Origin of the sequence: Flavobacterium sp. GSB-24, from assembly GCF_027924665.1 — a bacterium.
Classification (GTDB): Bacteria; Bacteroidota; Bacteroidia; order Flavobacteriales; family Flavobacteriaceae; genus Flavobacterium.
Window position 1 is genome coordinate 1974176 of sequence record NZ_AP027043.1, and the last position, 20486, is coordinate 1994661.

Sequence of the window (20486 nt, forward strand, 5' to 3'; positions counted from 1 at the left end):
CTAAATATTTTATTAGAATGCAAAACTTAATCAAAAGAATTATAGGTATTGGTATCATCGTTTTATTAATTGTTCTGGCTTTTAAATATTGCCAGTTTAAAAAAGAAGATGATTCTGATATTCAGTACAACACTAATTTAATTCAGCAGCAAATTCTTAATGTTGGAAAATTGGTCGTAACCGAAGGTCATTTCTCTGAGGTGGTTACTTATAAAAATCAGCAGAAATATTTAATGGATTTGGTTTCTTTTGAAAAGAAAGCACTAATTGTAGTAAATGCTAATGTCACTGTTGCTTACGATTTACATCAAATGAAATACGACATCGATGAAAAAAACAAAACGATAACCATATTAAATATCCCAAAAGAAGAAATTACAATAAATCCAGATATTCAGTTTTATGATGTTGAACAAAGTAAACTGAATCCGTTTACGGGAGATGACTACAATAAAATCAATAAATCAGTAAAAGCCAATCTGGCTAAAAAAATTGAGAAATCTACTCTAAAAACAAATGCCCAAAATAGATTAATAAGTGAATTGTCAAAAATCTTAATTATGACAAATTCAATGGGCTGGAAATTACAATACAACGGGAAAGTTATTGAATCTGAGACCGAGCTGAATCAAGATTTGAAGCTGTGAAGTTTGCCTACATGCCACTAAGGCGCAAAGTTTTTATTTGACTTGCCTCCTGCTTTAGCTGGAGGTATTTCATGAAGATTGAAAAAGGCTTTAGCCAAAAAAAACATGAGATTTGGCTAAAGCCTCTTGATTTTGGCTTTATATGTCCTCCAGCTAAAGCAGGAGGCAATTGAAAATTTACGACTCTGCTTCTTGCGAAATTAAAAAATTAGCAAAAGAAGAATAATTTCGCGCCTTAGTGCCTTTGTGGCAAATTAGGCAAAGAGCTATCAAAAATCAAATCCAATCCGCCGGAAATTAAATGTGCAATTTCAGGACGTTTTACCTTCAATTGATCCAAGTAAACCAATACTTCTTGTAAAAGCTGCTTTTCGTCTGAATCTTTTAGAAGCTCTGCTATTTCAATTGATAACAACCAATCGTTAGAATGATTATTTTTTAATTTTTCAAAAACAGACTTTAATTCGGTTTTAGAGTCTTTATTATTTCGAATGTTACGAACTGTTGCGTATAGAATTTCTAATTCATTACGTTCATCAGTATGTTTTGCTTTTATAGTTTTACTTGTCGGAACAATATTGATCAAATCAAAACTATTTACATCAGCAGGGCCAGAAAATGCAGATATAACTTTTTTACCAATCGCCATATCGTAATTTCCCCAATCAGGCTGAAACAAAATCATTTCTCCATGCGTAACTGTACAATTTCTAAAACTGATCAGGATAATTTCTCCATGCAAATTTCTAGAACCCGTAATGATTTCACCTTCAACAATGATATTACCTTCAAATTCCAGTTTTACAGTCTCGTTTTCTACAATGCTGTAAGCCTGCAAATCTTTCGGACTCATGTCTTCAATAGCCAGATTAAAACCTTTCAGTTTTCCAATCGGGCTTCCAAATCCATGCGGATGTGTCAAAGTTCCGTGGCCGACTAATTCTTTTTCGCGGTAAGCCAATGCTGTTTTTCCAGTTGTTTGAATGTAAACAGGTTTTCCTTCATCTTCAATTACATTGGTAAAAACTCCTGAAATTTGTAAACCTGTACTCAATTCAATTGTTCCTAAAGCATTAGACTGAATCAATTTCTGAATTCCCGAAAGACCTCCAGTTCGCAAAGCCATTTTATTCGCAAATTCTTCTAAAATCAGACTCAAATAAGAAAATGTCGGCGTTACATAAAGTTGTGGCTGCAACTGCGTAATATCAAAATTCTGATTCGCCGCTGAAATATCATACGGAATCTTCTTCACGTTATCTGTCATACACCAAGCACTTTCACCAATAGAAGAAAGTAATCCGGCACCATATATTTTAGGATCTTCAACCGTCCCTATTAAGCCATATTCAACTGTCCACCAATGCAGGTTTCTAATTTGCGCCATTTCAGACAATTCGCCCATATTGTTTTGTAAATCGGCAACAGCTTTTTCGGCTTCGTCTATTTTTTCTTGCGGCGTGTCTTCGGCTTCCTTTAAAATAGAAAGCAGACGAATCGCTTCGTACATTTGATAATCTTTATGAGAAGAAATGGCTTTGCACCCAATTTCGCCAAAACGTCGTAAATATTCTGCATATTCTGGATTGGCAATAATAGGAGCGTGACCGGCACCTTCGTGAATGATGTCTGGTGCGGGAGTATATTCAATATGTTCTAACTGCCTGATATCCGAAGCAATAACCAAAACATTATAAGCCTGAAATTCCATAAAGGCATTTGGCGGAATAAATCCATCAACGGCAACTGCCGCCCAGCCAATTTCGCTCAAAATACGATTCATTCCGTACATACTCGGAATGGAATCGATCTCAATTCCAGTTTTGCGTAAACCTTCTAAATACGAATGATGGGCAACTTTAGAAAGATAATCTACGTTTTTACGCATAACATATCTCCAAACCGCTTGATTAATAGGAGTATAATCACTATAATCTTGAGGCTTAATAAATTGCTGTAAATGTTTAGGCAATCGCTCTAATAACGGATTGGTTTCAATATTTGGGTTCATTTCGCAAACGTTGTAGATTAGAATGTAAAATTACGAATTTTGACCGCTAATTTTTGCTGTTTACCACAATATTTTTATTCTAAAGTGATTTTTATTGCGTTTTTATAGATTTTGAGAAATGAGTAATAGTTAAAATTTTAGCAGTCATTATTCTCATAATTGACTTTTTCCATTGTTTTTTCAAAGTTTTCAATTTCCTTTTTAGTCATTGAAGCTTCTTTTAAATCAACTTTTAGCTGTTTTTGAGTATCTGGGCTAATCCATAAACCAGTAAACGTATTGCCGGTTTTCTTTAAGATTAACACACCGCTGAAACCATGTTCGACTAAGACAAATTCATTCTCTTTTTTTCTGTTTTGAGTAATATCAAGCTGAATCCAATTATTTGATTTATTGTAACGATACATTGAAGTAAACATTAAATCGGCAGTACAAGGATTTTCTTCTGTTTTGATGTAAAGAGTTATAGGAGTTTTTCCGTCAATTGTTCCTTTGTATAAATTAGAAACTGGAGCTTGAGATTGTGCGTTTGAATGATTTATAAAAGAAAAACAAATTATAAAAAACAAGATTACTTTTTTCATAAATAAGAAATATAGATTTGAGATTAATTCATTCAAATATATCGAATTAAGGAATCTGTTTTTTATTGACCAATTAGTTTTTAAGATTTTTTACGGGAATTTCGTAACTCGTTTTCGGCATTTCTAAAATATTCAATTTTATGACTGAACATAAATGCCATATTTGCGGCACGCATTTTAGCTTCTTCAGTAATTATACCCGCAAATTGTGAGTCAATAGTAGAATTGAAAATCTGAATCCAGCGGTCAAAATGAGTTTTATCAACAGGCAGTTGTTTGTGTGGTGGAAATGGAGTTCCAGAATAAGCGCGGACATCAAATAAAATAGTCTTCCAGAAATTATACATTTTTTGCAAATGCGGTTCCCAGCGATCTTGCAGCTTATCATTAAAAATTGGACCGATAAGATCGTCTTTTGTCACATTAGCATAAAAACTGTTTACCATTTGCTGGATGTCTTCTCTAGTCGAAATATCTTTTAATGTTGACATTTTTTTGTGTTTAAAAGTAGAATGCGAAAATACGCGATAAGATCGTTTTTATTTAATGACATTTATCATTTAAAAATTATCCAATAAGTTGCGTAAACAAATCTTGGTTGTCATTTAAATATTGAAATTCAAAACCATTTTCAGTCATTTTCAATTTGATTGGCATAATATCATTTTTGTTTTTCAATTCTAAACCAACAACAACAGAGCCCACTTCGCGGCTGTTTTTCTTGGCAAATTGGAAATAAGTAATATCGTCGTCTGGACCTAAAATATTATTTACAAATTCTTTTAAAGCTCCTGGACGCTGTGGAAACTGAATCATAAAATAATGCATTAAACCTTCGTAAAGTAAAGAACGTTCTTTTATTTCGGCAGTTCTTTCGATATCATTATTACTGCCGCTTACAATGCAAACCACATTTTTGTCTTTAATTTTATCTTTATAAAAGTCTAAAGCAGCAATTGTTAGCGCACCCGCAGGTTCAACAACCATAGCTTCTTCATTATACAATCGTAAAATTGTTGTGCAAACTTTTCCTTCGGGAACCAGAATAATATCTTCTAGGTTGTAACGGCAGATTTCAAAAGTTTTATCGCCAACTTGTTTAACAGCAGCTCCGTCTACAAATTTATCGATCGTTTTTAGCGGCGTATTTTTATTTTCTTCAATCGATGTTTTCATCGAAGGCGCTCCTTTTGGTTCAACGCCGATTATTTTTGTATTCGGACTTAGATGTCTAAAAACTTCAGATAAACCAGAAGCCAGTCCGCCGCCGCCAATTGGCACAAATACGTAATCAATAGGTTCTTTAAAACTTTCTAAGATTTCTAAACCAACAGTTCCTTGTCCGGCAATTACTTTTTCATCGTCAAAAGGATGGATAAATGTTTTGTGGTTTTTGATCGCATCAGCAGTTGCAGATGCGTAGGCATCATCAAAAGTATCCCCTGTAAGAACAATTTCAACAAAAGATTTTCCGAACAATTGTACTTGCTTTACTTTTTGTTTTGGAGTGGTTTTTGGCATATAAATTTTGCCGTTTATTTGGAGAAGATTACAAGAATAAGCAACGCCCTGCGCATGATTTCCTGCACTGGCGCAAACAATTCCGTTTGCTTTTTCTTTTTCGTTTAACGAAGAAATCTTATTGTAAGCACCTCTAATTTTATACGACCGAACGATTTGTAAATCTTCTCTTTTTAATAAAACGGTAGCTTTAAATTCGTCTGAAAGGTTCAAATTTTGTGTCAAAGGAGTTGCGGCAACTACATCTGCGAGCTGCTTTTTTGCATTAAGTACTTCGTTAAATAAACTCATCATGTTTTGTTTTTTTGCCACGAATTCCATGAATTGACACTAATTTTATTCTCTTAGAAAAAATAATTCGTGCTAATTGGTGCAATTCTTGGCTATTTAAAATCTTTTTAAAATAAAAAACCTCCCAATTGGGAGGTTTCTATAAATTATATTTTTACAAACTTATATAACACCTCGCCATTACTGCTGAATTGCAATAATGCTAATAATAGCGATAATAATGTTACTAAAGTTTGTCATTTTTTTGTTATTTGAATAGCAAATGTATTAATTATTTTGCGAAGTACTCATGAAATATTTTAAGTTTTATGAAATAAACTGAAAATTTCCACTGTAACCTGAAACTGAATACTATTTCTTAACTGGAGGATATTGTGCTAAAATTTTACCAACAAACTCAGCAATTCTTTCATCTTTTTTATCGATGTCTCGAGTTAGAGTTCCAACACCTTCACCTTGCCAGATCATTTCTTTCTTTTTAGCATCAATTAAATCAATGTACAAAGTTCCTTCGGTAGAAGTAGAAACAGTAGTTTGGTTACCGCCATACATCATCCAAGGATTCCAGCCCCAGCCCCAGCCGTAACCCCAGCCAGCACTAAATTGATTTACATCTACTTGTTCTCTTGATTTTGTAAATATATTTACAAGTAAATCAGGATTATCGCTTTTTGTAAAACCTTTAGCCTGCATTTGATCATCGATAGCGCGAAGAATTCTTCTTTTATCTAAATCTGATATTTCGACCTTGTCAATTCCGGGCTTAAAGTAAGCGTATGTTTTATAAGGCGTAAAATCGACAGTTTTGTCGTAATCAGAATAAACAGTAACACTGCTGCAGGAAGAAAGTATCAACAGCAGGAAAAATGGAATTAACTTAAGTGTTTTCATATTATTAGAAATTTAATGTTCTTGTTTGTAATTAGTTTATCCTAAAAAACAACTTTATTTTTTCTGTCAGACTGATTTCATTCGGTTTCAGCCTTCGACTTCACTCAGGATGACACTATGTTTATGATAAAATCTTTTTTAAATATCTTTAACTAAAGCAGACTTTCATCTACCATATTAGGTAAAGTTACTTTTAATAAAGGCTCAATTTCCATTGCTCTTTTTATGGCAAAAACAGCACCTTCATTTCGAGCCCAGCTTCTTCTTGAAATTCCGTTGTTAACATCCCAGAAAAGCATTGATGCTAAACGCTTTGAAGCCTCTTTAGAACCATCAAGAACCATACCAAATCCGCCGTTTATAACCTCTCCCCAGCCAACTCCTCCGCCGTTATGAATTGATACCCAAGTTGCTCCTCTAAAACTGTCGCCAATTACGTTTTGAATGGCCATATCGGCTGTAAAACGAGATCCGTCATAAATATTAGATGTCTCTCTATAAGGCGAGTCAGTTCCAGAAACGTCATGATGATCGCGTCCTAAAACCACAGCTCCAATTTCGCCTTTAGCAATCGCTTGGTTAAAAGCTTCAGCAATTTTAACTCTTCCTTCCGCATCAGCGTATAAAATTCGGGCTTGAGAACCTACAACCAGTTTGTTTTCCTGCGCACCTTTAATCCATTTGATGTTGTCCTGCATTTGCTGCTGAATTTCATCTGGAGCAGTTTTAGACATTTCTTCCAAAACCTGACTGGCAATTAAATCTGTTTTTTGTAAATCTTCAGGTTTTCCAGAAGTACAAACCCAACGGAAAGGGCCAAATCCGTAATCAAAGCACATTGGTCCCATAATATCCTGAACGTAACTTGGATATTTAAAATCGATATTATTTTCTGCCATAACATCTGCACCAGCGCGGGAAGCTTCCAGTAAAAAGGCATTTCCGTAATCGAAAAAGTAAGTTCCTTTTGCGGTATGTTTGTTAATTGCCTTCGCTTGACGACGTAAAGATTCCTGTACTTTTTCTTTGAATAATTCGGGATTCTCGGCCATCATTTTATTGGCTTCTTCAAAAGAAATCCCAGCCGGATAATAACCTCCAGCCCAAGGATTATGCAATGAAGTCTGATCTGAACCTAAATCGATTTTGATATTTTCCTGATCAAAGCGTTCCCATATATCAACCACATTTCCTAGATAAGCAATCGAAACTACTTCTTTATTGGCTTTCGCCGAATTGACTCTCGCAACCAATTCATCTGTAGAAGTTACAACTTCATTGATCCATCCTTGTTCGTGACGAATTTTAGTAATTTTTGGATTTACTTCGGCGCAGACCGTAATACATCCGGCAATATTTCCAGCTTTTGGCTGTGCGCCAGACATGCCGCCAAGTCCAGATGTCACAAAAAGATTTCCTTCCGGATTTAATTTTATTTTTCTAAAACCATTCAAAACCGTAATTGTCGTTCCGTGCACAATTCCCTGCGGGCCAATGTACATATAACTTCCTGCAGTCATTTGTCCGTATTGCGAAACGCCCAAAGCATTCATTTTTTCCCAATCGTCGGGTTTGGAGTAATTCGGGATTACCATTCCGTTGGTAACCACAACTCTTGGTGCTTCTTTATGAGAAGGGAATAAACCCATCGGATGTCCTGAGTACATGGTTAAAGTCTGCTCATCTGTCATTTCAGACAAATACTGCATCGTCAATAAATATTGTGCCCAGTTTTGAAAAACGGCACCGTTTCCTCCATACGTAATCAATTCATGAGGATGTTGTGCGACAGCATAATCCAAGTTGTTTTGAATCATGTGCATAATAGCTTTTGCCTGCAATGATTTTCCAGGATATTCGTCAATTGGTCTTGCGTACATTCTGTAATCTGGACGCAGGCGATACATATAAATACGTCCGTATTTTTCTAATTCTTCTGAAAATTCAGGGATTAATTCGGCGTGATGTTTAGGATCAAAATAACGCAATGCATTTTTTAAAGCCAGTTTTTTTTCTTCTGCTGAAAGAATTTCTTTTCGTTTTGGCGCGTGATTAATCGTTGAATCGTATTCTTTTTTTGGAGGTAATATATTTGGAATTCCTTGTTGTATTTCTTCTTTGAAAGTCATTTTTTTTTAAGGTGCTAAGTTGCTATCCCGAAGCCTCGGGACTAAGTTGCTAAGATAATTTAGCAAGATTAACAACAGATTAATTTTTGTTTTTTTTAATTATGTCACCCCGCTGGGGCTTAATGTGACTGACGGTTAATTGGTTCTATAAATATTTAGCTCCTCTGGAGCTGATAAATAAAGCCTTGGAAAGGCGAAATATTATAGAAAAACAGTAACCCCAATATAAAAGCTCCAGAGGAGCGAAATATTAGCCGACGAAATTGGAATTTATTTTTAATTGCCTCATTTTCAAATTTTCACATTGTCACATTTTCTAATTAAAAAAACTAAGGATAACGAATATCCGACCTATGATAAGATTTGTGGATTTTAATCCTAAATTTTCTTGAGCGAATATCCATTTTATAATTTTAGATTGTTGATTTCAGATTTTAGATTGGAATTTGGAATTTAAAAATTTGGAATTTTAAATATAAACTTCCTCATTAACACAAAACGGCATTTTTTTATTTTCAAAAAGGGCTATTATATTTTGTGCGGCACAAACAGCCATTCCGTTTCTAGCTTCGTAGGTTGCAGAACCAATATGCGGTAAAACACAGCAATTTGGCAGCTGTAATAACGGATTGTCTTGTCTCATAGGTTCTGGATTCGTAACGTCAAGTCCGGCTCCCCAAATTATATTATTGGTTAAGGCATGGTACAAGTCGTCTTCATTATGAAATTTTCCTCTTGCTGTATTAATGAAAATCGAATTAGGTTTCATTTTAGCAAAAGCATCTTTATTAAAAAGTTCGTTGTTTTCTGAAGTATAATTAGCATGAACACTCAAAACATCACTTTGTGAAAGTAGAGTTTCAAAATCTACAAATTCCGCATCAAGTTCTTTTTCGGCATTTTCATTATGAGAACGATTGTGGTAAATAATGTTCATTCCGAAAGCTGCTTTACACTTTTGCGCCATTTCAAAACCAATTCTTCCTAAACCAAATATTCCCAACGTTTTTCCATAAAGTTCCTGTCCTAAATTGGCCATTGCATCAAAAGTTCCCCATTCCCCGCTTATAATTCTTTTGTGGTGGTAAAATGACTTTCTGGCTGCACTCTGCATCAATAAAAAAGCAGTATCAGATGTTGCTCTGCTCAGGACATCAGGCGTATTTCCAACAGGAATTTTTCTCTTATTTGCCGATTCTATATTAACAGAATCAAATCCGACAGAAAACAAAGCAATACCTTTTAAATTTGGGCACTGCTCAAAAAAATCTTCATCTAAATTACTAGAGCCTACATTTAGAAGAGCATCATTTTCCTGACATATTTTTATAAATTCCTCCCTTGATAATACATGCTCTGTTGGATTTATAGTTAGGTTGATGCCTTTTTCCTTTAATAATGCAATCCCGGCTTCAGGTATATTTTTAGTTATAAAAACATTCATTTTTTATTTAGATTTTTAGATGTTAGGTTGTTAGGCTTCTTAGATTTTTTTTGAAGTTGAAAATCATATCTATCTTTAATGAGGTTAGTTTAATTTAAATTCACTTTCAATAATTATCTAATTATCAAATTGGCACATTTTCTAATTAGATTATTTCCTAATCGTGCCTGTCTTTTTATCGTAACCATACGGACAATGACGACAGCCGCTTTTGCAGCAATAACCTCTTTTTAAATGGTGTTTTTCAGTAAAGCATTTATAACCTTCGGGTGTATAGTAAAAATCTTCGCCTTCGATTAATTTATTTTCATTACTTTGCTCTTTCATAAAACTGCTTTCGGTCGGATTTTCATTTCTTAAAAATCAAAAATAAGTATTTGATTATGATTTTAATGAAATCTAATAATTTTATATCTACAAATTTATAAATTTTACAGCCAATGTTTCTGATTGTTGCCAAATATTTAATTCCGAAAGGATATCGCGGAATGGCTGTATTTCCGTTTATTTTAATAAAATATGATTTTGATAAATCGAACGGAGTTTTTGTAAACCACGAAAAAATTCATTTGAGACAGCAGTTAGAACTTTTGGTAATTCCGTTTTTTGTCTGGTATGTTCTCGAATATTTAATTCGATTAGTTCAATACCAAAACATGGATTTGGCATACCGAAATATTAGTTTTGAGAGAGAAGCTTACGCAAAAGAAACCGAGTTGGATTATTTGAAACAGCGATCTTTTTTTCAGTTTCTACATTATATTACATTAAAATGAATCCAGTTATCAACCAGCCTATTTCAATCAATTTTCCAAATGACATTTCTTTGACGATAAAGCGCGAAGATTTGATTCATCCTTTTGTTTCGGGGAATAAATTTCGAAAATTAAAATATAATTTACTTCAGGCGAAAGCCGAAAATAAAAAAACGCTATTGACTTTTGGCGGCGCATTTTCCAATCATGTTGCAGCAGTGGCGTATGCGGGAAAGGAGCAGGGTTTTAAAACGATAGGGATTATTCGAGGCGATGAACTTTTGGATAAAATTGAGGAAAATCCAACTTTAAAATTTGCTCAGGAAAACGGAATGGAATTTGAGTTTGTTTCTCGTGAAGATTACCGTTTAAAAAACGAAAGTTCTTTTATTGAAAAGCTAAAAGATAAATTTGGAGACTTTTATTTAGTTCCCGAAGGCGGTACAAATGAACTTGCTGTAAAAGGCTGTGAAGAGATTTTAACCGATGAAGATGCGGCTTTTAACTACGTTTGCTGTGCGGTTGGAACTGGCGGCACGATTTCTGGATTAATAAATAGTGCATTGCCAAATCAGAAAATTTTAGGGTTTCCAGCGTTAAAAGGTGACTTTTTAACCGATGAAATTCGTATTTTTGCAAAAAAAGATAACTGGAATTTAATTTCTGACTATCATTTTGGAGGTTATGGCAAGATAAATTTAGAATTAATCGAATTTATAAATGCTTTTTTTGAAGAAAATAAAGTGCCTTTAGATCCAATTTATACAGGAAAGATGGTTTTTGGCGTTATAGATTTAATCAGCAAAAATTATTTTCCTGCACATTCAAAAATTTTACTCATTCACACTGGTGGATTACAGGGAATTGATGGAATGAATATAAAATTGAAGCAGAAAAAATTACCAATACTCAAAACCAATGATTAAAAAAATTGTATTACTTCTCGTAATATTAGCTTTAGCAAGCTGCTCTTCTAGTAAGTCTGCCATCGCGACGACTAAAAAGGCTGCAGCAGTTCAAACGAGGACAGCATCGGCAAAAAGAACTACTCCCGTTAAACCAATTGGTAAAAATTATCCTTCTACAAATAATACGACTGAGGTTATTCAATCTACTTCAAAAACAGTTGTAACCAGCGATTTGATTAATAATTACGTTTTGCAGTACAAAGAGATTGCGATGGGAAACATGAAAACTTATGGAATTCCAGCCAGTATTATTTTAGCACAGGGAATTTTGGAATCGGGTGCGGGAAGAGGAGATCTAGCGCTTGAAGCGAATAATCATTTCGGGATTAAATGTCATAATGATTGGTTAGGAGAAAGTGTTCGCCACGACGATGATTCGGCTCAGGAATGTTTTAGAAAATATCCTCAAGCTTCAGAATCTTACAGGGATCACGCTTTATTTTTGGTTGGAAAAAAACGATATGCTACCTTATTTACATACGAAAAAGACGATTACAAATCTTGGGCAAAAGGTTTGAGAGCGGCAGGTTATGCAACCGATCCGAAATATCCAGATAAGTTAATTAGTTATATTGAACGTTACAATCTGCATCAATACGATTGTCAAGTTACAGGTAGAAACTACGTGCCAATCAATACTTCTGCTCCAGCAAAAAAAACATCTTATGATGTCGCATCTGATCCAAAGATCAATATGAATACGTATGATCCAAATTCATATGAAGTTCAAAAAGGTGATACTTTGTATTCCATTTCAAAGAAATTCAATTTATTAGTTGATGATTTGAAGAGAAAAAATAACCTGACTGATAATGCGATTTCAATTGGGCAGAGATTGAAGGTGAAGTAAAAGTTTGCAGTCTCAGTCACAGTGTTTAGTCACAGTGTTCAGTCACAGTTTTCAGTTTTCAGTTTGAAGTTAATATAAAATCCAAAAATAAGTTTTTCAGTTTTTAATCTAAAAAATCTAAAATCTGAACTCTAAAATCTAAAATAAGAATGCTATATAAAAGAAGTAGTCAGCTTTTTGCTGAAGCAGAAAAAGTAATTCCAGGAGGAGTAAATTCACCAGTAAGAGCGTTTAAAGCTGTTGGCGGAACTCCAATTTTTGTAAAAAGTGCTAAAGGTGCTTATTTATATGATGAAGACGGAAATAAATTAATTGATTATATTAACTCTTGGGGACCAATGGTTTTGGGTCATGCTTATCAGCCGGTTGTTGATGCCGTGATCGAAAAAGCAAAACTAGGAACTTCATTTGGAATGCCGACAGAATTGGAAACAGAAATCGCAGCTCTTGCCGTTTCTATGGTTCCGAATATTGATAAAATTAGATTTGTAAATTCAGGGACAGAAGCGTGTATGAGTGCGATTCGTCTGGCTCGCGGATTTACAAAAAGAGATAAAATAGTAAAATTCGCAGGCTGCTACCATGGACATTCTGATTCATTTTTGATTCAGGCAGGAAGTGGTGCCGTAACTTTTGGATCTCCAAATAGTCCAGGAGTGACAGAAGGAACTGCAAAAGATACTTTGTTAGCCAAATACAATGATTTAGAAAATGTAAAAACTTTAGTTGAAGCTAATAAAGGAGAGATCGCTGCGATTATTATCGAAGCAGTTGCAGGTAATATGGGGTGTATTCCGCCAGCAAAAGGTTTCTTAGAAGGTTTAAGAGAATTATGTACAGCAAACGGAATCTTATTGATTTTTGATGAGGTAATGACAGGTTTCCGTTTGGCTCGTGGTGGAGTTCAAGAATTGTATGGTATTGATGCTGATATTGTAACTTTCGGAAAAGTAATTGGGGGCGGACTTCCAGTTGGAGCTTTTGCTGCGCGCGAAGAAATTATGAATTATTTAGCGCCTCTTGGACCAGTTTATCAAGCAGGAACATTATCTGGAAATCCATTAGCAATGGCGGCTGGATTAGCAATGCTAAAAGCTTTAGATAATGACCGCGAAATTTTCACTCGTTTAGAAGAAAAAACAGCCTATTTAGAAGCAGGAATTGATAAAGTTTTAAAAGCAAATAATGTTGCTTTTACGATCAATAGAGTTGGCTCGATGATTTCTGTTCATTTTGATCCAAATCCGGTAGTTGATTTTCAAACGGCTGCTAAAGGGGATAATGAAACGTTTAAGAAATTCTTCCACGGATTATTGCAGGAAGGTGTTTACATTGCACCATCTGCTTATGAAACTTGGTTTATTACAGATGCTTTGACTTATGAAGATTTAGATTTTACAATAAATGCAATTGATAAAGTTTCGAAAACATTCTAATTTATAGAAAAAAATAATATTTAAGGCTCGCTTTACTAAAAGTTGAGCCTTTTTTTATGCTAGAATTTTATTAGTTAATAAAAAGTTAATGTATATGTGATTTGTTGTGATATTGTAAGTAAAAATTATTTTTGTTTGTCAATTAACCACTAAACCAACATTAAATGAAGAAATTTTTCATTTTATCTTTAATAGCCATTTTTGCGCTGTTTCCTTCCAAAACATTTTCCCAGAATAAAAAGAAAAAAGATCAAAAAGAAGTTCCAGCACCTCAGCCAGAAAAGAAACCAGAATCATCAATTAAAGATTACAATAAAGTAATTACCAAAGATGCCGTTTCAGACGAAGGACTTTTTACAGTTCATAAAGTTGATAAAAAATACTACTTCGAGATTCCGAATAAATATTTAAACAAAGACATGCTTTTAGTGAGCAGACTTGCAAAACTGCCTTCTAATTTAGGTGGCGGTTACGTAAACGCAGGTTCTGAAACCAATGAACAGTTAATTGTCTGGCAGCGTTTTCAAGATAAAATCTTAATCAAATCAAAATCCTACAATGCTGTTGCCAATGATACATTACCAATTAGTATTTCGGTAAAATCAAATAATTATGAGCCTACTTTATATGCTTTTGATATCGCTGCTTTTAGTAAAGATTCGGCAAATATAGTTATTGATGTTACTAAATTCTACAGCACAGATGTAAAAGCAATCAGCGGAATTTCAGCAGAAATGAGAGAAACCTATAAAGTAAAAGGTTTAGATGATTCGAGAAGTTTCATTAATGCAATGAAAAGTTTTCCGATGAATATCGAAGTAATTCAAGACTTTACATACAACGCTTCGAAGCCTTCGATGTTAGAAGAATCAGAATCTATAAGTATTCAAATGAATCAATCTATGATTTTGCTTCCAGAAGTTCCAATGAAACCAAGATTAGCAGATCCGCGTGTGGGCTGGTTTACTGTAAGTCAATACGATTATGGCAGTAACGAATTAAAATCGGATTTGAAAACTTATATCAGACGTTGGAGATTAGAACCAAAAGATCCAGAAGCTTACAACAGAGGAGAATTGGTAGAGCCAATAAAACCAATTGTATACTATCTAGATCCTGCAACGCCTGAAAAATTAAAAAAGTACATCAAACAAGGAATCGAAGAATGGCAGAAACCGTTTGAATCCGCTGGATTTAAAAATGCCATTATTGCCAAAGATGCCCCAACTAAAGAAGAAGATCCAGATTTTAGCCCAGAAGATGTTCGTTACTCTGTGATTCGATATGTCGCCAGTACAACACGAAATGCAGTTGGACCAAGTGTTTCAGATCCGAGAACGGGAGAAATTATAGAGAGTGATGTAATTTGGTATCACAATCATTTGCGTTCTTATAGAAATAGATATTTATTAGAAACTGGAGCAGCAAATCCGTCAGCGAGAACTTTACAGACGAGCGACGAAGAAATGGGAGAAATGATGCGAATGGTTATTGCACACGAGGTTGGGCATGCATTAGGTTTTCCTCATAATATGGGCGCAAGTTGTGCTTATGATGTGGAGAGTTATAGAAATGGGGATTTTACACAGCAAAACGGAATCTCAGCCAGTATAATGGATTATGCCCGTTTTAATTACATCGCACAGCCTGGAGATAAAAATATACGTTTTGTTCGTAAAATGGGTGCCTACGATCAATATGCTGTAAATTGGGGATACAGAGTGATTCCGAATGCGAAATCTCCACAAGACGAAGTACCAATTTTAGATAAATGGATTTTGGATAAAGCAGGAAATCCGATTTATAAATTCGGAAAACAAAGTAGTGCTTTTGATCCTTCTTCTCAAACAGAAGACATTGGAAATAATTCGATGAAAGCAAGTTCTTACGGACTTAAAAATTTAGAATATGTAGCGAGTCATTTAAACGAATGGACCAGTAATGTTACTAATAATTACGAAGATTTAGACGAATTATACAAAGAGTTATTAGATTGCTGGAGTCGTTATGTTGGTCATGTTGTAACCAATGTTGGAGGAATTTATGAAAATACTAAAAAGCCAAATCAAGCAGGAAGTGTTTATGAAGTAGTGCCAAAAGCAAAACAAATTGAAGCGATGAATTGGCTTCAAAAAAATGCTTTTGAATCGCCAACCTGGATTGTAAATGTAAAAACGCTCCAAAATACAGAGTTTGCGGGTTACACAGAAAAGTTTAGAAGTCTGCAAGTAAGACAGCTTAATAATTTAATGACTTTAGGAAGAGTTGGAAGACTAATGGACAACGAAATTTTGAGCGGTGATAATTACAAAGCTTTAGATTTCTTCAAACACATCCGAAGAGGAATTTGGAAAGAAGCTGCGGCGGCTTCAAATGTAACTGTTTATCGCAGGAACTTACAGCGTGCATATATTGACAGAATGGGATATTTAATGACTGAGGAAATTAAACCAACAGATAGATCTACTATTTATTATAACGTAACTCAATCTGATTTAAGAGCGTTAGTAAGAGGAGAATTAAGTGCACTACGAAAATCACTCGTTGCAGCAAAAGCAGGAGCAGTTAATACCGAAACCAAATATCATTATGAAGATTGTATCAAAAGAATTGATTTGATATTAAATCCGATAAAATAATACAAACAAAAAGAGGCTTTAACAGCCTCTTTTTTTGATCTCAATTACATTTTATCTTTTCGGTGATCTTTCATTTTATCTTTGTGTTCTTTTTGAATCGTTGTCCATTTTTTATATTGATCTGCATTCAAAATAGATTTCATTTTTGCATCAAAAGCTTTGTGATCCTCTTCCATTTGTTTTTTCATGGCTTTTCTTTCAGTGTCAGTTGGTTTTGCGTCACCTCGGCTTTTTTTCAGCGTTTCCATTTTTGTACTTCTGTCAGATAAAAGCTGGCTGACTTGTTTTTGCTGGTCAGCATTTAAGCTTAGATCAGTAGTTAATTTTTGCAAATGTGCTTGATCGCGTTCTTGCGGCGTTTTGTGATCTCCTTTATGATCTCCTCTTCCTTTATGATCTTTGTGATCTTTTTTAAGAGCCGTCCATTTTGTGTATTGATCAGCGTTTAGAATTGCTTTCATTTTAGCATCTGTAGCTTCTTTTTCGGCTGTTATTTGTTTTTTTAAAGCTTCTCTTTCGGTATCAGTAGGTTTTGTTTTGCTGTCTTTTCTAGACTCCTTAAATTTTTCTGCTTTGGCACTCTTTTCAGCTATAAGCTGTTTTACTTGTTCTTGTTGTTTCTTATCTAAATTCAATTCAGAAGTCAGTTTTTGTAAATGTTTTTCGTTACGCTGTTCCGGAGTTAATTTTTCTTTTTGATCACGTGCCGGTTTCTGATTGATGTCTTGTGCAAAACTTACTACTCCAACGAATAATAAAGCTGCGATAAATAATTTTTTCATAATTCGTTTTTTTAAGATTATAGCAATTAGACTGCCACGATTTTATTAAGTTTAATCCAAATATTAAGTTTGTCTTTTATTTAACAGAAAGTATTAATGAAAGCATAAATAATAATGGAAATAAAAAAGAGGCCATTTAGACCTCTTTTATAAACTACTTTTAGTTGTTTTCTTTTTTATACTCTTTTACCTTTTCTCTCATTTTATCTTTTTTCTCTTCTTGCAAAGATTTCCATTTTGTGTATTGGTCAGCTTTTAAGATCGATTTCATTTTAGCATCGTTTGCTGCAACTTCATCTTCCATTTGTTTTTTGAAAGCAGCTTTTTCTTCAGCAGTAGGTTTTGTAGTATTGTCTTTTCTTGCTTCTCTAAATTTTTCAGCTTTAGCACTTCTGTCAGCCAAAAGTTGTTTAACCTGTGCTTGCTGACTAGCGTCAAGACTTAATTCTGTTGTTAATTTTTGTAATTGTTTCTCATTACGCTGTTCTGGAGTCATTCTTTCTCTTTGCTCGCGTTGAGGTTTTTGATCTGTGTCTTGTGCAAAACTTGCTATTCCAACAAATAACATAGCTGCGATTAATAATTTTTTCATTTTTTAAGTTTTTTTAATTGTTATACTCGTTAGACTTTAATCGATGTAATAGGTTTAAAGTAATCTTTTGGTTTATCTTTTTTTTAACATAAAATAATAATCAAAAAATAAATACTAATAAATTAATGAAGCCAATTATTTTAGTTCTCCTTTTATAAACTATTAAATTTGTTTAATTATTGCATGTTTTTCAAAAATTGACACTATCAAAACTAAAATGAAACTATTTACTAAAAATAACAAGAATAGAGTCCTTAAAGCATTAGAAGGAGAGCTGTCTTATCAAAAACTAACTGCTCCAGAGCTTCATCAATTTGTTCAACATTGGAATTATGATGATGGTATTGAACCTTTTAAATGGATTATAAAACAAAAATACCTTGATAAGGGAACGGCTCTCTGTTTGTATTGGATGCTTCAGCCAGATTATTTTTGTAACTTTAAGAATGAAGATGAAATAAAGGAAGATTTAAATTATCATAATTATCAGCTGATAAAAGAAATTGAGGAGAAATATGTCTCAGGTTTTTATACTGCTGCTAACTTTTCTTTTGATCCAAATGAAGAGTTTTTGGACCTAAATGCTAATGTAAAATGTATTCCTTATGTAATGCTTGTAAAATCAGCAGGAGACGTTTTTGAAAAACAAGATATTGATTTTGCCTTTTTAAGAAAACCAACTGAAAAAGAATTAAAATCAATCAATACAAAAATAAATAATGCTCTAAAGATTATTCAGATCTCTAATCCTGATTTTATATACGATCAAACAGATGAAGCTGTAGAAGCAATAATAGAAAGTGTGGAATATTGGAAAGAAAAAGATTTTAATCAACTAAAAATCACGAATCTTTCTTATTTATGGCTTGATTGTGTGAGACGCAAACACAATTGGGATTGGATTATTTGGGATTGGGAAACAGGAAATAACATTGGTGTTACAAATGCTTCAAAAGAATTAACCTGTCTTGCTGATACAATTATAAATCATACAATTGATGGATTTCAAAATTCTTCTATAATTGCTGATTTATATAAAGATCTGTCAGGAGTAAATAGTTTTTTCGATTTAAAAAAAGATCCTTACAGTGGAATTGGTTTGCTTTTTAGTACAGATCATTTAAAATTCAGAGAAGAGTAATTTATATGCTTTCGTCAGAATTAATTGCTTAATTTAGTAAAACTAGAAATTAAGAACCAAAAACGATGTATTATGAGTTTAGAAAATGTAAAGAACAACAAAATTGCTTTTTTCTCAACACAGCCTTACGATAAAGCATTCTTTAATAAATATAATACTGATTTTGGTTTTGAACTGGATTTCTTTGAAACGCAGTTAAATCCGCAAACCGTAATTTTAATCGAAAACGCTTCGATTGTCTGCGTTTTTGTAAATGATATTGTGAACGAAGCGGTTATTAAACAATTAGCAGAAAAGAATGTAAAAATTATAGCCTTACGATGCGCCGGATTTAATAATGTTGATTTAGAAGCTGCTAAAAAATACAATATAAAAGTCTGCCGTGTTCCAGCTTATTCTCCGCAGGCAGTTGCAGAACATGCAATGGCAATGATTTTAACCTTAAACCGAAAAACACACAAAGCTTACAACAGAGTTCGCGAACAGAATTTTTCCTTAAATGGATTATTAGGTTTTGATTTATTTGGCAAAACAATTGGAATTATCGGAACAGGAAATATAGGTAAAGCTTTCGCGAAAATTGCTCTAGGTTTTGGCTGTAAAGTCTTGGCGTATGATATTGTTACCAATGAAGAAATGATAAAAGACGGCGTTTCTTTTGTTAGTTTAGAAGAGATTTTTAAATCGAGTGATATCATTTCGCTTCATTGTCCGCTAAACGATCAAACGAAGCATGTCATTAATAAAGACTCAATTGCTTTGATGAAAGACAGCGTTATGATTATCAATACAAGCCGTGGCGGATTAATAGAAACGGCCTGCGTTATCGAAGGTTTAAAAGAAGGTAAAATTGGTTATTTAGGAATTGATGTTTACGAACAGGAAGAAAAACTGTTCTTTAGAGATCTTTCAGCAGATATTATTCAAGATGATGCTATTCAGCGTTTAATGAGTTTTCCGAATGTTTTGGTAACAGCGCATCAAGCATTTTTTACCAATGAAGCTTTAACGCAGATTGCTTTGGTAACGTTCAATAATATAAAATCACTGGTAAGTCAAAATGATATTGAAAACAAAGCCGCTTTGTTGGTTTAACAAACGTAATGTTGAGAATTTAAAATAAAGAAATTATGAGAAATACAATTTTAGCGGCAGTTATGATTCTGGGAATGATTTCATGTCAAAATAAAGATAAAACCGACAACAAAAGTATAATCAAAACAATTGCTGAAGACACTTTGTCAAAAACTGCTGCGGGAACTGCCGACGTAAGTGACGCTCCAGCAAAAGAAGATAAAACAGTTGACTTGATTCGAAAACAATTGAATGTGTTGTTAAAAGCAGATCTTCCTGCAATGACAAAAGACGACCGTTATTTTTATTATGAAGCTTTTGATTTGAATAACGATCAAAAAAATGAATATTTTGTTGGTTTCTCCAATTCATATTTCTGCGGAAGTGGAGGATGTTCGGGGTATATTTTAAATAATGACGGAAGCGTAATTAATCGTTTCACAGTGACCGATTTTCCAATTTATGTAGCGACTTCCTCAACCGATAAATTTTATGATCTGATCGTGAAAAGCGGCGGAATTTCTCATCTTGTAAAAATGAAAAACGGAAAATATCCGTCAAATCCTTCGGTTCAGGAAAAATTAAAAGGCGATATTCCAAAAGAAAGTACAAAGGTTTTAGATATTCAAGGAAAGAACTTAGAGAAATATTCGTTTTAATCAGATCTTTTAAATACAAAACCCGACAGTTTTTTAAAACCTGTCGGGTTTGAATATTATAATCCCAAATTG

General features: G+C 33.7%; 19 protein-coding genes. 9 read left to right on the forward strand and 10 right to left on the reverse strand.

Features of this window, described 5'->3' with window-relative positions; translation table 11 throughout:
* Positions 1 to 17 precede the first annotated feature (17 nt).
* A complete protein-coding gene (locus QMG60_RS08805) occupies positions 18 to 647 on the forward strand; it encodes a DUF4230 domain-containing protein (RefSeq protein WP_134139557.1) in 630 nt (209 codons plus the stop codon).
* Between the two features lie 235 nt (positions 648 to 882).
* Here QMG60_RS08805 and QMG60_RS08810 read toward each other — a convergent pair whose 3' ends face one another.
* The 8 genes from QMG60_RS08810 to QMG60_RS08845 all read right to left on the reverse strand — a co-directional run bounded on the left by QMG60_RS08810 (position 883) and on the right by QMG60_RS08845 (position 9845).
* On the reverse strand, positions 883 to 2658 hold the full coding sequence (locus tag QMG60_RS08810; protein WP_281867514.1) for an aromatic amino acid hydroxylase: 1776 nt from the start codon (positions 2656 to 2658) through the stop codon (positions 883 to 885).
* A gap of 137 nt (positions 2659 to 2795) precedes the next feature.
* Complete coding sequence (locus QMG60_RS08815) at positions 2796 to 3242, reverse strand: hypothetical protein (RefSeq protein WP_281867515.1); 447 nt, start codon at positions 3240 to 3242, stop codon at positions 2796 to 2798.
* An 80-nt stretch (positions 3243 to 3322) separates the two neighbouring features.
* The gene (locus QMG60_RS08820) at positions 3323 to 3733 is read right to left on the reverse strand and encodes a group III truncated hemoglobin (protein ID WP_281867517.1); all 411 of its coding nucleotides are present in this window, start codon (positions 3731 to 3733) and stop codon (positions 3323 to 3325) included.
* Positions 3734 to 3809: 76 nt separating this feature from the next.
* Positions 3810 to 5054: a threonine ammonia-lyase IlvA gene (ilvA, locus tag QMG60_RS08825; RefSeq protein ID WP_134139670.1), complete on the reverse strand. Its 1245-nt coding sequence runs from the start codon at positions 5052 to 5054 to the stop codon at positions 3810 to 3812.
* A 351-nt stretch (positions 5055 to 5405) separates the two neighbouring features.
* A complete protein-coding gene (locus QMG60_RS08830; protein ID WP_057117086.1) occupies positions 5406 to 5945 on the reverse strand; it encodes a DUF4136 domain-containing protein in 540 nt (179 codons plus the stop codon).
* A 152-nt stretch (positions 5946 to 6097) separates the two neighbouring features.
* On the reverse strand, positions 6098 to 8074 hold the full coding sequence (locus QMG60_RS08835) for a urocanate hydratase (protein WP_281867518.1): 1977 nt from the start codon (positions 8072 to 8074) through the stop codon (positions 6098 to 6100).
* A 469-nt stretch (positions 8075 to 8543) separates the two neighbouring features.
* The gene (locus QMG60_RS08840; RefSeq protein WP_281867519.1) at positions 8544 to 9518 is read right to left on the reverse strand and encodes a D-glycerate dehydrogenase; all 975 of its coding nucleotides are present in this window, start codon (positions 9516 to 9518) and stop codon (positions 8544 to 8546) included.
* 150 nt (positions 9519 to 9668) lie between these two features.
* Positions 9669 to 9845: a DUF5522 domain-containing protein gene (locus QMG60_RS08845; RefSeq protein WP_157848510.1), complete on the reverse strand. Its 177-nt coding sequence runs from the start codon at positions 9843 to 9845 to the stop codon at positions 9669 to 9671.
* Between the two features lie 113 nt (positions 9846 to 9958).
* Here QMG60_RS08845 and QMG60_RS08850 point away from each other — a divergent pair, with 113 nt between their 5' ends.
* The 5 genes from QMG60_RS08850 (at position 9959) to QMG60_RS08870 (ending at position 16166) form a co-directional block, all read left to right on the forward strand.
* Positions 9959 to 10294 (forward strand): hypothetical protein, encoded by a 336-nt coding sequence (locus QMG60_RS08850; protein ID WP_134139569.1) that lies wholly within the window; start codon positions 9959 to 9961, stop codon positions 10292 to 10294.
* Positions 10291 to 11199, forward strand: a complete 909-nt coding sequence (locus QMG60_RS08855) for a pyridoxal-phosphate dependent enzyme (protein ID WP_281867520.1) — start codon at positions 10291 to 10293, stop codon at positions 11197 to 11199. The genes QMG60_RS08850 and QMG60_RS08855 overlap by 4 nt, the downstream gene beginning before the upstream one ends.
* Entirely contained in the window at positions 11192 to 12091 is a 900-nt protein-coding gene (locus QMG60_RS08860) for a glucosaminidase domain-containing protein (protein ID WP_281867522.1), read from the forward strand. Before QMG60_RS08855 ends, QMG60_RS08860 begins: the two co-directional genes overlap by 8 nt.
* 149 nt (positions 12092 to 12240) lie before the next feature.
* On the forward strand, positions 12241 to 13527 hold the full coding sequence (gene hemL, locus QMG60_RS08865; protein WP_281867523.1) for a glutamate-1-semialdehyde 2,1-aminomutase: 1287 nt from the start codon (positions 12241 to 12243) through the stop codon (positions 13525 to 13527).
* A 164-nt stretch (positions 13528 to 13691) separates the two neighbouring features.
* Positions 13692 to 16166 carry a zinc-dependent metalloprotease gene (locus QMG60_RS08870; RefSeq protein ID WP_281867524.1) on the forward strand — a complete coding sequence of 825 codons (2475 nt, stop codon included), beginning with the start codon at positions 13692 to 13694 and terminating at the stop codon, positions 16164 to 16166.
* Positions 16167 to 16210: 44 nt separating this feature from the next.
* On the opposite strand, the gene QMG60_RS08875 is transcribed toward QMG60_RS08870, so the two are convergent.
* On the reverse strand, positions 16211 to 16948 hold the full coding sequence (locus QMG60_RS08875) for a hypothetical protein (protein WP_281867525.1): 738 nt from the start codon (positions 16946 to 16948) through the stop codon (positions 16211 to 16213).
* A gap of 160 nt (positions 16949 to 17108) precedes the next feature.
* A complete protein-coding gene (locus tag QMG60_RS08880; protein WP_134139574.1) occupies positions 17109 to 17540 on the reverse strand; it encodes a hypothetical protein in 432 nt (143 codons plus the stop codon).
* Between the two features lie 217 nt (positions 17541 to 17757).
* Here QMG60_RS08880 and QMG60_RS08885 point away from each other — a divergent pair, with 217 nt between their 5' ends.
* The 3 genes from QMG60_RS08885 (at position 17758) to QMG60_RS08895 (ending at position 20414) form a co-directional block, all read left to right on the forward strand.
* A complete protein-coding gene (locus QMG60_RS08885) occupies positions 17758 to 18681 on the forward strand; it encodes a DUF4274 domain-containing protein (protein WP_281867527.1) in 924 nt (307 codons plus the stop codon).
* A gap of 72 nt (positions 18682 to 18753) precedes the next feature.
* A complete protein-coding gene (locus QMG60_RS08890) occupies positions 18754 to 19776 on the forward strand; it encodes a 2-hydroxyacid dehydrogenase (protein WP_281867529.1) in 1023 nt (340 codons plus the stop codon).
* Between the two features lie 35 nt (positions 19777 to 19811).
* On the forward strand, positions 19812 to 20414 hold the full coding sequence (locus QMG60_RS08895) for a hypothetical protein (RefSeq protein ID WP_281867530.1): 603 nt from the start codon (positions 19812 to 19814) through the stop codon (positions 20412 to 20414).
* The last annotated feature ends 72 nt before the right edge of the window (positions 20415 to 20486 follow it).